This window comes from Providencia sp. 6390 (assembly GCF_058148425.1).
This window is the reverse complement of sequence record NZ_JBYVYL010000013.1, coordinates 39,223-56,059: the sequence shown is the minus strand read 5'-3', so window position 1 is coordinate 56,059 and position 16,837 is coordinate 39,223. Positions and strand designations below refer to the sequence as shown.

The following is a 16,837-nucleotide window of genomic DNA, read 5'->3' as shown; positions in this document are numbered from 1 at the left end:
CCTCCTTAATTCAAACCTAAAACATTCAGCATCGTTGAAAGTTTTGCTCCCGTTTCTTGCCATTCAGATAATGGCGATGAATCAGGTACGATACCCGCGCCTGCAAATAAGCTAATGTGATTTTGATTCATTCGCGCACAACGAATAGCCACCACCCACTCACCATTACCATGATGGTCACACCACCCAACAATGCCCCCAAATAACTGGCGATTAAATGGCTCTATGTGTGAAATGAACTGTTTAGCCAACTGATGTGGAAAACCATTCAAAGCGGGGGTTGGATGTAATAAGCAAGCCAATGAAAGTGCGTTTTCTTGTGTGTAAGCAACCCCTTCAATATCGGTTGCGAGATGCCATAATGTAGAAGTGCTAACAAGCTTAGGTTGTTCTGCAAAAAGCAATTGATGGCTACGAGGACAGAGCAACGCTTTCATTGCCTGTGTCACTAATTGGTGCTCATAATGATCTTTTATCGACGCATACAAACCTAAGCTTATTTCACGGTCATATTGTTCATCACGGCTTCGAGGTGCTGAGCCTGCAAGTGGCTGTGAAAAAAAACGATTACCTTGCTTACGAAGCAATAACTCGGGGCTAGCACCGAGTAATTGACTACCATCAAACAATGGGACATGGAAATTGTAGCTCGTTGGATTTTGTAACATTAACCGTTGTAAAAGATGGTGATTATCCAAGGGAGCAGTAACAATAATCTCCAGCAAACGAGCGAGCACAACTTTATCTAGCTGAGTTGTTTGCATGGTACTAATTGCTTGTTTAACCATTGAGATAAACTGTCGCTGGCTAGGATATTCGCGACATCGGCTAACTTGAATATTTGGTTTTGAAACGAGTGGTTGTGATAATGGCCCAATTATCTTTTTTGTGCTTTCAGGTATAAATAATGTTGATGGTTCATCGGTATTAAAAGGAATAGCGCCAACGATGATAGGCTCAGTGATCCCCGCCATTTTTGCGGCATCAAAAGCCGTCATGATATCTTTTTGAAAAGAACTGGATAAATTCGCACCATGTTTAGCTGGCGTTGTCAGTTGACAAAAGCACCCTGTTGTTGAAAAGCTTTGATAAGGCGAAGTAAATACAAAACTATTTGGTGATAATGTTTCTAGTGTATCGATGCCATATTCGGTTAATGTTTCTTCCATGTTGTTCCCTCTAAGCCATCAAATATATGAATGATTATTAGTATATTTAGCAGATACGTCACAACAACCGAACCTCTTTAATAGGTAGGAACCCCCCACGAATCAGCCTACTATGCCACTTTAACCCCTAATTTTTTTTATGATGAAACTGTCTCAGTTCGCTGAGTATACCAACAAGTACCAAACCCACAGCGGTCAGCACCCAACCACCTAAACTTGCTGCAGCCATCGTCGTTGTCATTACACCGATGCCACCTAATAATGCAGCGCCAATTGCATCCCCTATCACATGTTGTGCTGTCCATAAGCTATTAACTCTTCCCAGCATGGCTTCCGGCGTTTCAGTTTGAATTAATGTATATTGAAGTAACGCACTGACTGTGCTTAACCAACCAAATACCACTAAACAAACTACAGCCCCAATCCACATTGACATAACACCAATCAACGAGATTGCAAAACAAGATGCCACGGTTAATAACAGCATGACTTTTCCAGGTTTCGCAGCCATTGCTAAGTTGCCGCTTGTCAATACCGCAAAGACTGAGCCAAAAGGAATAGCAGCATATAGCATACCAAGCTGAAAACCTGACACATTCCAACTTATCGCGAGAGATGGAAATAGCACTCTCACTGAGGCAGCCATGGTTAATACTCCACCAAGTAGTGTAACTCCACCAATCAATGGGCTATGTAATAAAAAATGGACCCCCATTAACAATGATTTTATTGGGTGCTCATGCTGTTGTATTGATACAGGAAGCAATGGCAGCCTTAGTAAGGTTAACGTTGTAATCAATGTCCCTATCGCTGCCAGTAAAAAGTTCCATTCAACGCCTTGTTTTGCTAGCAGTAGGCCAGCAATCATTGGGGAGATCACGGCGCCAATACGCACTGTTAGCATCATAATTGCATTCGCTTGCATTAAATTTTCACGCCCCACCAGCAACGGAGTGGCTGTCAATAATGCGGTCACGCCTAATGAAGCAAAAAAACCATCCCACATGCCTAAAAAATAGATGATAAGTAATGATGGTTCAGCTAATAATGCGTTTCCCCACAAACCAAGAAAGCCAATGCCACAAGCCCCTCGAGCAATTAAAATTAATCTTTTGCGCTCGTAGCGATCAGCGAGAACGCCACCTAACATTAAACCTATAAACATTAGACTCCCTGTCAACATCACAGACAAACCAACTTGCCATGTTGAATGGGTTATCATTTCAATTTGCACAGGCATCGCGATGCCCAATAGCCCAAGCGATAAAATTGAAATAAAGCGAGCAATAAAAACAGCTCTAAAGGCAGGGTGTGTTGTCAATAAACGCAAACTCAGCAACTTTGATTTTCGCCCCATACTTCTTTTACTTTCATCTTTGGTTAAATCAGTGTCGCGCATGCTAACACAGTAAAATTCATGGGATAACGATAATTATTATCTCTATTTTGATGAAAAATATTATGTAAAATGATGATTTTCATTTGCTTATTCAGCGAAATCATGTTGTGAGTACAAAAAGCATAATATTAACTAATACACTGATATAAAAAGTTTTTGGGTTATTTAACCGGTGAATACACAACTGATTGATGGAAAAGAAAATGCAAGGCAGCCCCATTAAATTAATGCAGCCGCCATATATACTCAAAATAATTCGAGTTGCAGGTAAGCGACAAGTGAAGATAAACGGAGAGCATAAATAAACACTATACTCTAGATAATTCGAGGTGCAGTTAGGCGACAAGTGAATGAGTCGCTAGGAGCCTACATAAGTAGGTGACTAGTGCGAATGAACGTAGTCAACAACGCTGCAACTTGAAGTATGACGAGTATATAACTCCGCGGACGTAGCGTAGCCACTTATACCTCACCGAAAAGCCCTGCAACTTGCAGCGTGACGAACTACCCTAATATTTGCCGTAATACAGGGCCTATTGTGGTAAATGATTTTGGAGAAAGAATATCAACATGAGCACAATCTTGAGGATAAAGCTCTAATTGCTTCACCCATGGTGCCCATGCTTTTTTAGGTGTTAATCCTTCTGGTACTGTTTTTTGAGCAACAAATAATGTTACTTTGCCATCATAAGGCAATGTATGAGCTGTCGTGAGTAACCTTACCGCATCTGTATAATTCTGCTCAATGGTTTGAAAGAGGCTGTTTGTGCCAGTACTCGACTGTGCTGACATAAATGCAACCCGTTCTTGAGCGATTTTAGCTAAAACATCAGGGTTTATTTCTCGCAATGCTTTATTGTGCCAGTTAAGCACTTCCGGCGGCCAAGTATCCAAAAGACCTAAAAATGACACCTCTTTACCTAGCTTGCGTAAACGAGCTGCAACCCCTTGCGCTAGAGTTCCCCCTAGAGAATACCCCAACAAATAATAAGGGCCTTGTGGCTGTTGGGCTAATAATGTTTTGAGGTGTTGATCACATGCATCATCAATCGTTTCGGCCATCATTGCGCCCATCGGACGTGGTGATTGTATGCCTGTAACACTCCAGCGATCACTAAGATGTCGAGCCAATACACTGAATTGCCAAGCAAAACCTGACGCTGGATGAAAACAAAACAGTGTGGGTCCGTCTCGTTCACGTAATGGTAAAATAGTTTCCATGCCCCATTGTTCAGAGAAATTTAGCTCCTGTTTTAGTTCTAAACGTGCAGCCAGTTTCCCCACTGTTGGTGACACCATTATTTGACCTGGGGTTATTTGCAGACCTAACTGCTGGCTTAGTTGCACAGCCAAACGTATTGCAAGCAGAGAGTGTCCGCCTAAAGCAAAAAAATCTGCGTCAATGCTTTCAATGTTACAGCCTAATAGTTGCTGATAAGCCCCCGCAATAATGAGTTCTTTCTTTGTCAACGGTTTACGGCCTGTTTTAGGTGAAAACAATTCAGGAAGAGGTAATCGTTTACGATCTAACTTACCATTATTACTAAGCGGTAAAGTATCCAGTTGCACGATCACGGATGGCACCATATAGGGTGATAAAGAGTCCCCTAGCTGATCGCGTAAACTAACCGTATCAAGTCGTTGGCCTGATACAGAGGTTACATAGCCAACTAACTGCCTTATATCCCCTTTTATTTGTGCGGTTTTATCTAATATACATGCATGAACCACTGCTTGGGCTATATCAGGTAATTGCTGCATAGCTCGCTCGACTTCACCAAGTTCTACCCGCTGCCCTCTTATTTTTAATTGAGAATCGATTCGGCCAACGTATTCCACTGCCCCCGAGCTTAACCAGCGAGCAATATCACCGGTTCGATACATTCGTTGACCCTCATTAAACGGATTAGTGATAAATTGGCTAGCAGTGAGATCGGGACGTTTAAGATAGCCTTGTGCAAGTTGTACCCCTGTTAGATATAACTCACCCGCAACACATACTGGTACTGCTCTCTGCTGGCTATCGAGTATATGCATACCTGAATTCCATATTGGATAGCCAATCGGTACAGTATTTCCTTCAACAGCCGCTAACTCCTTTCCATAAGCTTTGTAATAGCTAATATCAATAGCCGCTTCTGTTGGGCCATAAAGATTGTATAACGGCACATGAGTTAATCTTTCCCATTCACGACATAACTCGGTAGGCAACGCTTCCCCACTACAAAATATATATTTAAGCGCTGAGCTGTATGGTTGTGTTGCATAGGCTTCAACAAAGGCAGCAAACATTGAAGGGACAAAATGAGCAGTTGTTACTGCATGCTGATGAAAACATGCCATTATTGCACGCGGATCAAGATGGGCTTGAGGCTCTAACATCACCAATTTCGCTCCCGCAATAAACGGCCACCAAAACTCCCAAACTGAAACATCAAAACTACAGGGTGTTTTTTGCACTACAACATCTGTTGATGCCAATGGACAAAACCCTTGCATCCATAACAGACGATTTACAATGGCTTTTTGTCCAATCATCACACCTTTTGGCTGCCCAGTAGAACCTGACGTATACATAATATAAGCGGTATGTTCAGGTTGGAGGCAAGGATCATTCCACTGTTGGCTATACGGCAATAGCGCGTTGTAGCATAGAATTTTGGAATAGGAAAAACGAGGCAAATATTTGTCCAATGTTATCAAGAGTATTGGCTGAGCATCCTTCAATATTCTATCCAAGCGTTGATCAGGAGAGTCGATATCTAACGGCAACCAAGCAGCGCCCACTTCAGCAATAGCATGAATAGAGAGTGTTAAAAATATTGACCGAGGCAATGCAATTGCCACACTATCGCCTAATTTAACCCCTAATGATTTTAGCTGTGTGGCTAATGTGACCACTTGTTCTCTCATCTCACGATAAGTCAGCGAATATTGCTGATCGACTAATGCAATTGCTTCTGGCGTTTTAGAAGCCTGAGTCGCAACAAGGCAGCTCAGTGTAGTGATAGGTAGCTCTTTCTGTGTATGGTTAATCAATGAGCGCTGATGCCGTTCTTTCTCAAGCAGCACATCAATATCGCCACATTTCAGTGCTGGGTTATGGATAAATTGCTTCATCATCAATGTGATACGCGATAAATGATCTTCAAGTTCCTGAAGTTCAAAACATTGATCGTTAGCCAATAGTTCAATTTTAATTTGACCTATTTCATCGACTAATAGCATCAATTCCAGCTCATCAATCGGGCCAGAAGCAAGTACATGTGTTTTGGTCGTGAGATTTGGCATCGTCAATGGCAATTCAAACAATTTTACATTCAATACAGGACCATATATCAACTCATTGCGTACCGTGCCACACCTGTCACGAAAACTATAATCAAAATTATAACGTTGATGACGACGTATCACTTTTAATTGCTGCTTCAGCCGTTTAGCAAGTTCAGGCAGCGTTTCAGCCTCATCAATTTGAATCGCAATCGGCAACATGTTCACCACGGGTCCTGTTGCCGTCAGTGCTGCTGATCCCATGCGTCGCATAAGCATTAACTCTGCCGCATAATCCATACGACCACATATTTTGCCTAGCCATAAAACAACCAGTGCAAGCGCCAAATCTACTGATTGATTAATTTCCCCATCACCAAATAGTTGAACATCAATAACATGTTGCAAACGTATAATGTTACTGGTTTCATTTAACCTTAATAGCGGTGTTGAGGACAGTGAGGCGGGGAGCGGTAGTTTTTGATAATAATCTTTCCAAAATTTTTGATCTTGATGAAAATATTCACTATTTTGATATTTTAAATATTCATCAACCACTGCCTGAAATGGCGTAAATGGCGATACTGGTATCGGTTGTTTTTTCTGCAAGGCGCTATAAATTGCTGCGATTTGTTGAGTAATTGCTGAAAAACTGAAACCATCGACTTGGATATGATGATAGCGTTGATACCAATACCAACGGTGCTTATCTAACTGCAATATTTTTTGCATTACCAACAGGTTACCACTGTTGATGTGTAAATCTTGCTGGAGATCGGCCTTCATTATGGCTAAGGCAGACTCATGAGGTTCTTCAAACTGACTTAAGTCAATATATTCAGGAGGATCAAATCGCTGAGTTTCATCAAACCACTGTACAACTTCGCCATCCTGTTCTAGAAAACGCATACGCAATGTATCGGCCTGCATCATACCGGCAATAATAGCTTGCTTTAATTGTGCAACATCGAGCTCACCCGTTAGCTCGACATAGTGCGCAACGCTCCAAGCGCTATGTTCTTGATATAAACAATCAGCAACCCAAATACCCGGCTGAGCAGCAACGAGAGGTAATTTATTGAACATTATGCCCTTAGCCTCTCTATACCCAGAAGAGATATAATATTATTCGCTAACCATGATTGTGCATTACATAAGGCATCAAATGCTCCGCTAAGAACATTGGATGGATTCTGAGTTACCATATCAAGCCTTTATCGTCACTAGTTCGGCTTCTATCATAATGGTGTAATCGAGCTTTATGGTTTTTCAAAAAAGGTTAGGCTGATGCTAAAAAAAGGAATAACAATAAATAATCGAGTGACTTATTGTTACCTTTGATAATTCATTTTAAAGGTGCAGCATGAGTATGGATACATATTATTTAACTCGTCACTTTGGCAAGCAAACATTGCACTTGTTGCATTTTGATCCCACCACCTTTACTTGTGATGACCTACTTTACCTATCGCTTCACCACAAACTTCAGAGCGCCGTAACCAAAAGAAAAACTGAGCACTTGGCTGGATGTATTGCAACCTTCCATGCCATTAAGTCATTAACGGGTCATGACCAAGTGTTCGGTTTACACGGTGAACCTTTGTGGCCAAAAGGGATTAGAGGCAGAGAGTATCGGTATCGATATAGAAAAGTAAGCAAATACAATATGATGACTATGCTGCCTATACGGCAGTGAACTAGTATCGTGCTTTTTGATTAACTCAATAGCTTTTCTAAGCTGCCTATACGGCAGTGAACAAATACAATATATTCGTGCGCATAGAGATTTATTTCTAAGCTGCCTATACGGCAGTGAACAGTGATCTGTATTTAAGATCTTGCCCTTCCTTTTTCTAAGCTGCCTATACGGCAGTGAACCTGCTTACCTCGGTAGTGATCTAGGGCTTTTTTTTCTAAGCTGCCTATACGGCAGTGAACAGTTTTGAAAATGCCTTTGAGATTGGATTTGTTTTCTAAGCTGCCTATACGGCAGTGAACAAATAACTTAGGCATGGGTAGCGTTCCATTGTTTTCTAAGCTGCCTATACGGCAGTGAACTTTTCATACCATTGACCAATCAATAACAGCATTTTCTAAGCTGCCTATACGGCAGTGAACGGCAATGCGGAGGTGATATTACCAATATTGGTTTTCTAAGCTGCCTATACGGCAGTGAACATAGGCCCAACTTTATGGGGCTTACCGATTGTTTTCTAAGCTGCCTATACGGCAGTGAACTATAGCCTATCATAGAAAACACTTAAGATAACAATAAACTAGCGCTAAATTGTTAAAAATACCTTGTTTTACAGGCTGCAATCTAACCTATTGTTTTAGTTTGTAATTTTTGACACGAAAAAATAGAAGGTCAAATAAAAGGTATTTTAAGAAAGGTAACAAGTCGAAATAAATATTACAACAATCAATATCCGCTGCTGTTGAACCAATAAAGAAAAAATAAATTATTCCTAAATAATTATGCCAACACCCATATCAAACGATGAGTGCTGGCAAGTCAATTAACGACCACCAAACAGTGACATGCTATTTAAATCTTTAAAAATATCCTGCGACGCTTGGAACATCGCCATTTCTTTGTAATAGTCGGATGTGGTACCAGTCCAGTTGGTTTCCAACAAGTCACTGACACGTTTGGCATTTTGAATACTGCGTGAATCTGCAAGGAAATCTAATTTATCAATTTCTTGTAATTGCAAACCTTGCTTAGACTCAATATTCGAGATCTGGTCTAACGCAGATTTAACCGCAGTATTTGCCTTACCTAAATCCTCTTGTGCTGCTTCTAGTTCAGCTTCTGTTGCTGTATTTTGTGGCACCTTTAATGCAGCGATACCTTTGTTGATTGCCTTAAATACCTCAACCTGATTATTGCTATCCGTTGCAAATACCTGAGCACCGGTAAAATAAGTGGTCATTTCACGGTCGCTAGACACATTTTGCGTGATCGCCTTATCGCCACCGTTGTAAATTACCTCACCACTTGTTGCATCTATCTCAAAAGGTGGCTTATCCGATTTAAAACCAGCAAAAATATAACGGCCATTGCCATCAGTGGTATTACCTAATGCAACCAACTGGTCTTTTAAACCTGAAAGTTGATCAGCCAGCGATTGTCTATCACTATCGCTTAAAGTACCTTGGTTTGATGCCTGAATGATGGTGGTATCCATTTGTGTCGTGACATCCGTCATTTGCGTCAGAACACTCATCTGCAACAACATACCCGTTTTAGCAAAACCGCGACTTGTCACATATTGCTGATTACGATTTTCTGATTGATTAATTCGTACCGCTTGTGAAGAAGCCTGCGGATCATCAGAAGGCTTGCTCACTCGTTGACCTGACGCTAATTGGCTACCCGCATTCATCCAACGTGACTGAGCATTATTCATATCTTGCAGGCGCTGATGGTAAATCATATTTGTACTTAAACGCATAACAGGATCCTTTTTAATTACTGAAACTTAAAATGCTCTCATCAGGGCATTGAACAGGTCATCAACGGTTTTTAATACTTGTGCATTGGCATTGAAGAATTGTTGGATTTTCTGCATTTGAATGCTTTCCTCATTCATATTGACGCCTGAAATTGCCTGCTCTTGGGCGTAAAAGCTTTCCGTCATTTTATTTTGTGTCTCAGAATCAATTTGCGCCTGCTTGGTTTGGCTACCCACTTCATTCACAATCGATGCGTAATAATCAGAGAAAGTCGAATTACCGCCAACCAATTTTTGGTCTTGTAATTTCACTAATTCTTTAATGTTTTCATTATCCCCAGGACCATTACCTTTAGCGCCAGCTGCCGCAAAATTTGCCGCATCGCTGATTAGGGTTTGCATGCCATTGATCACGCCATCAACGGGTTTTACTAGAAATGAATCACCTGCTTGTGCGGTGTTATTACTGATTTTTATTTCAATGCCATCAAATTTTAAGGTATCTTTGGTTGATGCATCGACAGTCACTTTTACCCCTTCAGGCAATCGAGTGACATTCCAATTTGTACCATCAAAACGCATGTCATAGTTATTGCCCGTCACCTGAGAAACGTCACTATAACTTAGGTCGAAATCGGCTTTACCATGGTTAAAGGTATTACTCACCACGCCACCTTTACCAATTTCAAAAAAATCTTTTCCTGTATTACCATTAGCATCAAAGCCTTTGGCATGAATTTCATTGAATTTGCTAGCGAAAACCAATGCTAGCTTATTCAGTTGTTGATAAGCCGGATCAATGACGTCTTTACGTGAACGTAGAACACCACTCAGTTCACCGCCACGGATAGCATCATCAGAAATTTCGCGAACCTGACCATTTGCTCCCACAAAGCCAATACTAAAACGGCTGTCATCTTGTGCTGATGGCACCGCTTCTAATCGATTAGCTTTTTCGCCGGTGACCAACGGTAATCCATTGGCAAACGTGACGTTGTAATTACCGTTTTGCTCGATGACTTTGACCCCTACTAATGAATTGACTTCATTAACAAGGCGGTCGCGCACATCCAACAAATCATTCGGTTCTGAGCCACTCACTGAGCGCATACGGGCTATTTGTTGATTCAGTCCGGCGATCTTTTCTGCATAAATATTGATGTCTTTCACCTTGGTTTCAATTTGGCGATTAACATCACGCTCCATCTCTTGCAGTCGTCTATCGGCTTCTTTAAGTTGGCCAACCAGTGAGTTTGAATTTCCCAAGAAAACGTCAATTAGCGTTTTATCGCTCGCGTCACTGCTCGCTGCATCAAGGGCAGTAAAAAAACTGCCAATATTGCTAGAGATGTCACCTGTATCATTAGTCAGCAAATCATCAACTTGGCTACTATTTTTTGCATAAGCTTCGTAGTCACCGCTGCGTGCGCGCGATTGACCATATTGCTGGTTGATAAATTCATCAAATTCACGGCGAACATGGCTAAAATAAGTACCATTTCCGAAATAACCATTAGGTGTCATTGTGCCGGGATTCTCCCCGAAAACTGCACTTTGGCGATGATAATAACCCACACCTGCGTTGGCTAAGTTGTTTGAAATAACACTTAACCCACCTTGTGCTGCATTCACCCCACTGAGTGCGTTGTTCATTACATTGTTTAGCATAAGCTGTTCCTTTCTCTGGTGCTTATCGCCATGGTTATTGATGAAACCTTCGCAATATCAACCCGAAATTTTTCAAATCTGTAGTAGTTATCGGAAAAACGGCCCAAAAATTTAGTCCTTGTGCCATGAAAAATTAAAAAATATCACTCAAATCGACGCTATAAGCTTTAACGGCCCGCGAAGCTGTGGTATCAAACGTTTGCTGACCACGAATTTGGTTGATCAGACTAATTAATTTGTCTGAATAGTTCGGGTCAGTCGCATAACCTGCTTGATGTAAACGACGGGCTGCCACCTCTGGTGATTGCGCATGTTTCACGTCGCGGTAACGTGGATTTTCAGTCAATAAATTGATATAATCAGAGATCGCTTCTTCGTAAGAACCATAAACACGGAAATCATCACGCATTTTAATGCTTTTGCCATCAATCACTTCTGTAGTCATAATGTTAGTAACGGGGCCCTGCCAATTTTTCCCTGCTTTAATACCAAACAAGTTATGGCTGGTTTTCCCCTCAGCCGTTAAAATTTCTCGGCGCCCCCAACCACTTTCTAATGCAGCCTGCGCTAGCACTAACAAATGCGATATTCCACTTTTTTGGCTCGCTGCTTTGGCTGGCTCAATCAATTGGCTAATAAAATTTTGACTGTTTAGCGAGAGAGATTTCACTTTTTGCATCGGTGATGACAACGCATCCCCCAATGGTGCAAAACGGCGCATAATTTGCGCCATCGCTTGATTAGGTAAACTATCTATCAAGCGATCTTCCATACTAAATGGCTTCATTGGTGGTTCCGTTGATGAAGTATCGTCTTGCGTTTTCAGCTGTTGATACATCATTTCGCCAAAACCTAGCCCTTTTTGTGATAAATCTTGCGCAATTTGTTGGTCATACATACTGGTTAACATACGTGTATGATCACTAGAAAATAGGCCATCCTGTGGCAACGCATCACGCATGCTTTTTAACATCATTTGGACAAAAGTCGCTTCCAACTGTTGAGTCACTTGGCGTAAACCTTTGTCAGGTGAATCAGCTAGTTCTCGCTTTAGTCCATTCAGCGATTGCAAATCAAATGCGGCTCCCTGCATCAGTTGCATATCATTCATTAGATGATCTCCAACTTGGCGCGTAAACAACCTGCACTTTCCATCGCTTGTAAAATAGACATCAAGTCTGTTGGTGTTGCGCCCAGTGTATTAAGTGCCTGTATCACTTGGTTAAGTTGTACACTTGCATTAACTTTTTGCAGTGCCCCACCTTGCTCACGAACACCGATATTCGTATTACGTGTCACGACAGTTTGCCCACCAGCAAACGGCGTGTCTGGTTGGCTGACTTGAGTTTGTCGTTCAACAGTCACCGATAAGCTACCATGTGCGACAGCACAACTTTCTAACGTTACACTACGATTAATCACGACTGAGCCAGTGCGTGAATTCAAGATCACTTTTGCCTCAGCTAACGGCATCCGCACATTCAGTTCTTGGACTTGCGCCAAGAAACGAACCTGATCTGTGTTATTCATCGGTACATTTAATTGCACGGTACGTGAATCTAAAGCTGTCGCCGTTCCTGCACCACGCAAGCGGTTAATTGCATCACTAATGTCTTGTGCTAAGGCAAAGCTATCATCGTTCAATTGCAGGTTGATCACACCGTTTTGACCAAAACTTGTTGGCAGCTCACGCTCAATAGTGGCTCCCCCAGTGATGCGACCACCATTTAATTGATTGACCTTAATGCTACTGCCACCTGCGCTCGCACCCGCACCGCCAACTAGGATATTTCCTTGCGCCATCGCGTAAATTTGCCCATCGACACCTTTCAATGGTGTCATTAACAATGTACCACCACGTAAACTTTTGGCATTCCCCATTGAAGAAACAACGATATCGACTGACTGTCCTGAACGTGCAAAAGGCGGTAACTTAGCGGTTACCATAACAGCGGCAACGTTTTTCAGCTGCATATTGGTGCCAGGAGGGACCGTAATCCCCATTTGAGATAACATATTGCTTAAACTTTGTGTGGTAAAAGGCGTTTGCATGGTTTGGTCACCGGTACCATCCAGCCCTACCACCAGCCCGTATCCAATCAACGCATTGTCACGTACACCTTGCACCGTAGTGAGATCTTTGATCCGTTCGCTGTGCGCAGACATCGCTGTAAAACAGAACAAGGTGAGCAAAAGGGTCGCTAATTTATTCATTCGATTATCTCTACAGATTTACAGCTCAGTTGCCACCTTAATAAGGGGAAACATTTAAGAAAAAGCGTTGTAACCAACCCATAGTTTGTGACTCATTAATATAGCCATCACCGACATACTCAATGCGAGCATCTGCCACTTGGGTTGAACTAACATTATTATCAGCGCCTATGGTTCGTGGATTGACTACACCAGAAAAACGAATCGACTCCGTTCCCTGATTGATAGCAATCCGTTTTTCACCAACCACATGCAAGTTGCCATTCGCTAGTAACTGATCGACCGTGACTGTGATCGTGCCCTTAAACGTGTTGTTAGCATTTGCACCACCTTTACCTGTGAAATCACTGTTACCTTTCACATCCAATTCAGTATTGCTTCCGCCTAACCACCCTTGCATAAAGCCCGGTAAAATCGCGGCTAAGAATCCTGTTTTGCCACTGCGATTTGCATTGGCTGATGAGTTTTTGCTGGCGCTGACATTTTCTTGGAGATTAATCGTTAAGATATCGCCAACATTGCGAGGGCGCCGATCCTCAAATAAAGGTTGATAGCCATAATAAGCAGGTTGTGCGCTCTGAAAAATTGCCCCGTTTGGTGCAGGTGCAGTTGGCGCTGTTGGTAACGCTGTTGTTTGAGTATCCACCAGCGGGCGAGGCTTAATGTAGGCACAACCGCTGATGACGAATACCATCGCAATCACGAGAGCCTTATTAGGTGAAAATACAGGTGCTTTTCTATTGTTAAGGGCAATACCACTGTTCGTCATTATGATGCTCTTTGTTGCCGTTTCGGTTTTCACCCATCAAGTGGCTAGCCACTTGATGTGAGTTGCATATTAATCCATTAAATTAAAGCTGCGTTAAACGTTGTAACATCTGATCTGATGCAGAAACCGCTTTACTGTTAATTTCATATGCACGTTGCGTTTGGATCATATTGACGAGTTCTTCAGCAACGTTGACGTTCGAGGTCTCAAGCATGTTTTGATATAGCAAACCAGCACCATTCGTTCCCGGAGCACTTTCATTTGGTGCACCAGAACTTGCTGTTTCCATGTATAAGTTTTCACCCATACTTTGCAGACCCGCGTCGTTGATAAAGGTCGATAAGGTAATTTGGCCAATTTGCTGTGGTTGGCTATCACCAAATACCTTAATAGAAACCGTACCATCACGGGCAATGGTTAAGCTTTCCGCATTATCAGGTAAAGTGATGGCGGGAACGATTTGATAACCGCTAGAAGTGACTAATTGACCATCTTGGTTAGGTTGTAAAGCACCATCACGCGTGTAAGCATCAGTTCCATCAGGCATCTGTACATGCAAAAAACCCTGCCCTTTGATCGCGATATCTGTTGAATTACCCGTTTTGTTTAAAGCACCTTGACTATGAATACGCATAGTCGCAACAGGACGAGAACCAGTACCTAACTGCAAACCCGATGGCAAAGAGGTTTGCTCTGAACTCATCGCGCCCGGCTGGCGAATATTTTGATACAGTAGATCTTCAAATACTGCACGTTGACGCTTGAAACCATTAGTACTGACGTTCGCCAAGTTGTTTGAAATCACATCGAGGTTAGTTTGTTGGGTATCAAGCCCTGTTTTAGCAATCCATAGAGAACGGATCATGGCTAATTCCTTACTAAAAAATTAACTAATGGTGAGCAGTTGATTGGCTTTCTGCGCGTTTTCATCAGCGCTACGAACGACTTTCATCTGCATTTCAAAATGCCTTGCATTAGCAATCATCGCTACCATGGCTTCAGCGGCATTCACGTTGCTGCCTTCAATCACCCCTGAAGTAATGATTGAATTTTCGCTTTGAGGAAGCCCATTGCCATTAGCTGCTTGTGCCTGTGGTGATAGATGAAATAACCCGTCTTCACCGCGCAATAAGTCCTGAGGCTGTGCTTCAACCACTTTCAAACGACCGATTTGTCCTAACATGGTCGGTGGATCAGTAGCTAATAACGCCGTTATCGTACCGTCTTGACCAATGGTCAATTCTGCATTTGGCGGCACATTAATAGGCCCACCATCACCCTGTAAGCGACGTTCACCAATCATTAATTCACCATCAGGTGAAATTTGAATATTACCGTTACGTGTGTAGGCTTCACTGCCATCGGCTAATTCAACCGCGAGAAAGTGCTTATCATTGAGTGACACATCCATTGGCCTACCCGTATAGTTAAGCGGCCCTTGACTCATATCAGCCCCAGGTGTTGAAGCAACAACCAATGTGCGCGTTTGCTCGCTATCACCATTCACGGGTACAGCACGCATGGCAGCAAGTTGGGCTTTAAAACCTGCCGTAGAAATATTGGCAATGTTGTTTGAAACAATGGCTTGATTTTCAAGCGCATGTCGTGCACCACCCATTGCAGTATAAATAACGTGATCCATGGCCACCCTCTATACTTAACGTAAGTTAACCATCGTTTGTAGCATCTGATCTTGAGTCTTGATCGTCTGTGCATTCGACTGGTAATTACGTTGCATCACAATCATATTGATCAGCTCTTGGCTCATATCAACGTTAGATGATTCAAGTGCGCCACTGGTTAATTTACCAAATTGCCCTACACCCGGTACGCCATCCATCGGGTTGCCGGATGCATTCGACGATGCCCAAACGTTACCACCTTGAGACACTAAACCATTTGGATTGGCAAAAGCGGACAATGCTACCTGCCCAACCACACGTTTTTGTTGGTTAGAATAGTTAGCAACAATCAGACCATTGTCTTCTATTTTGAAATTTGTATATTCACCGGCTGGATAGCCATTCACATCAATTGCACTCACTGATGACTCACTGACTTTTTGTTGACGTATATTACTGAGATCAACCTTTAATGTGCCACCATTGGCGCCGTTAAGACCTTTATAGGCAAAATCAAATACTGCACTAGCCGGTGTTGTTAAACGACCATTACCATCAAACTCCATCTTTCCAAGAGGTGTTGCCGCCGTTTCATTGGCATCTTTTGCATAAGCCATCCATTCATTATCTTTGTTTTTAACAAAGTAAACGGAGATCTCGTGTGTGTTACCTTGGCTATCAAACGCGGTCATCGTCGTACTAAAGTTATAGCTACCCGGTGTGTCAGGATTTGAGGGATCAAATGTTTTAACTTTATCTTCCGAGTTGAGATTGATTGTCAGCTTCGCCATATCAGAGGCTTTTGCATCCATCATATCGGTTGGGATATTCAGCGCTTCTGGAACACCACCTGATTGAATAACCACATTGCCTTTGTTATCAACACTTGCTGGATATCCCGTCACGATCATGCCTTGGTTATTAACAAGATTACCGCTTTTATCACGAATGAATTGCCCATCGCGGCTGTAATAAGTGTCACCATTAGCATCTTGTACGCGGAAAAAACCGTTTCCTGAAATCGCAACATCTGTTGGTCTATCGGTACGGGTTATTGGGCCATCTTTAAAGTTTTGCGTTACTGCCGCAACGTTAACACCGAGCCCTACACCTGAGCCGGCAAACATATCAGCAAATGAGGTCGTGGCCCCTTTAAATCCATTAGTTGCGGAGTTGGCAATATTGTTACCAATCGAATCAAGCCCCGCTGAGGCAGCATTTAAGCCACTGACTGCTTGTGAAAATGACATATTTTCTCCATGACGGTT

Annotated in this window: 11 protein-coding genes and 1 CRISPR repeat array; all 11 genes read right to left on the bottom strand. The window is 42.4% G+C overall.

Annotated features, from left to right (window positions below; genetic code table 11):
* Positions 1–5: 5 nt before the first annotated feature.
* The 11 genes from AC3Z9T_RS20560 to flgE all read right to left on the bottom strand — a co-directional run bounded on the left by AC3Z9T_RS20560 (position 6) and on the right by flgE (position 16,819).
* On the bottom strand, positions 6–1,169 hold the full coding sequence (locus AC3Z9T_RS20560; protein WP_490127939.1) for an isochorismate synthase: 1,164 nt from the start codon (positions 1,167–1,169) through the stop codon (positions 6–8).
* A gap of 127 nt (positions 1,170–1,296) precedes the next feature.
* A complete protein-coding gene (gene entS, locus AC3Z9T_RS20555) occupies positions 1,297–2,526 on the bottom strand; it encodes an enterobactin transporter EntS (RefSeq protein ID WP_490127954.1) in 1,230 nt (409 codons plus the stop codon).
* A gap of 546 nt (positions 2,527–3,072) precedes the next feature.
* Positions 3,073–6,924, bottom strand: coding sequence for an enterobactin synthase subunit F (locus tag AC3Z9T_RS20550; RefSeq protein ID WP_490127938.1), 3,852 nt, complete (start codon positions 6,922–6,924; stop codon positions 3,073–3,075).
* Positions 6,925–7,508: 584 nt separating this feature from the next.
* Positions 7,509–8,076: a CRISPR direct-repeat array (repeat unit 28 nt; unit sequence TTTCTAAGCTGCCTATACGGCAGTGAAC).
* 281 nt (positions 8,077–8,357) lie between these two features.
* The gene (gene flgL / locus AC3Z9T_RS20545) at positions 8,358–9,296 is read right to left on the bottom strand and encodes a flagellar hook-associated protein FlgL (protein WP_490127937.1); all 939 of its coding nucleotides are present in this window, start codon (positions 9,294–9,296) and stop codon (positions 8,358–8,360) included.
* A 27-nt stretch (positions 9,297–9,323) separates the two neighbouring features.
* The gene (gene flgK, locus AC3Z9T_RS20540) at positions 9,324–10,964 is read right to left on the bottom strand and encodes a flagellar hook-associated protein FlgK (protein ID WP_490127936.1); all 1,641 of its coding nucleotides are present in this window, start codon (positions 10,962–10,964) and stop codon (positions 9,324–9,326) included.
* Between the two features lie 133 nt (positions 10,965–11,097).
* Positions 11,098–12,075 (bottom strand): flagellar assembly peptidoglycan hydrolase FlgJ, encoded by a 978-nt coding sequence (gene flgJ / locus AC3Z9T_RS20535; RefSeq protein ID WP_490127935.1) that lies wholly within the window; start codon positions 12,073–12,075, stop codon positions 11,098–11,100.
* Positions 12,075–13,178 carry a flagellar basal body P-ring protein FlgI gene (locus tag AC3Z9T_RS20530; protein ID WP_490127934.1) on the bottom strand — a complete coding sequence of 368 codons (1,104 nt, stop codon included), beginning with the start codon at positions 13,176–13,178 and terminating at the stop codon, positions 12,075–12,077. Before AC3Z9T_RS20530 ends, flgJ begins: the two co-directional genes overlap by 1 nt.
* A gap of 37 nt (positions 13,179–13,215) precedes the next feature.
* On the bottom strand, positions 13,216–13,872 hold the full coding sequence (locus tag AC3Z9T_RS20525) for a flagellar basal body L-ring protein FlgH (protein ID WP_490127953.1): 657 nt from the start codon (positions 13,870–13,872) through the stop codon (positions 13,216–13,218).
* Between the two features lie 157 nt (positions 13,873–14,029).
* Positions 14,030–14,812, bottom strand: coding sequence for a flagellar basal-body rod protein FlgG (gene flgG / locus AC3Z9T_RS20520; protein WP_070926050.1), 783 nt, complete (start codon positions 14,810–14,812; stop codon positions 14,030–14,032).
* Positions 14,813–14,833: 21 nt separating this feature from the next.
* A complete protein-coding gene (locus AC3Z9T_RS20515) occupies positions 14,834–15,589 on the bottom strand; it encodes a flagellar basal body rod protein FlgF (RefSeq protein ID WP_490127933.1) in 756 nt (251 codons plus the stop codon).
* A gap of 15 nt (positions 15,590–15,604) precedes the next feature.
* Positions 15,605–16,819: a flagellar hook protein FlgE gene (gene flgE / locus AC3Z9T_RS20510; RefSeq protein WP_490127932.1), complete on the bottom strand. Its 1,215-nt coding sequence runs from the start codon at positions 16,817–16,819 to the stop codon at positions 15,605–15,607.
* Between the last annotated feature and the right edge of the window lie 18 nt (positions 16,820–16,837).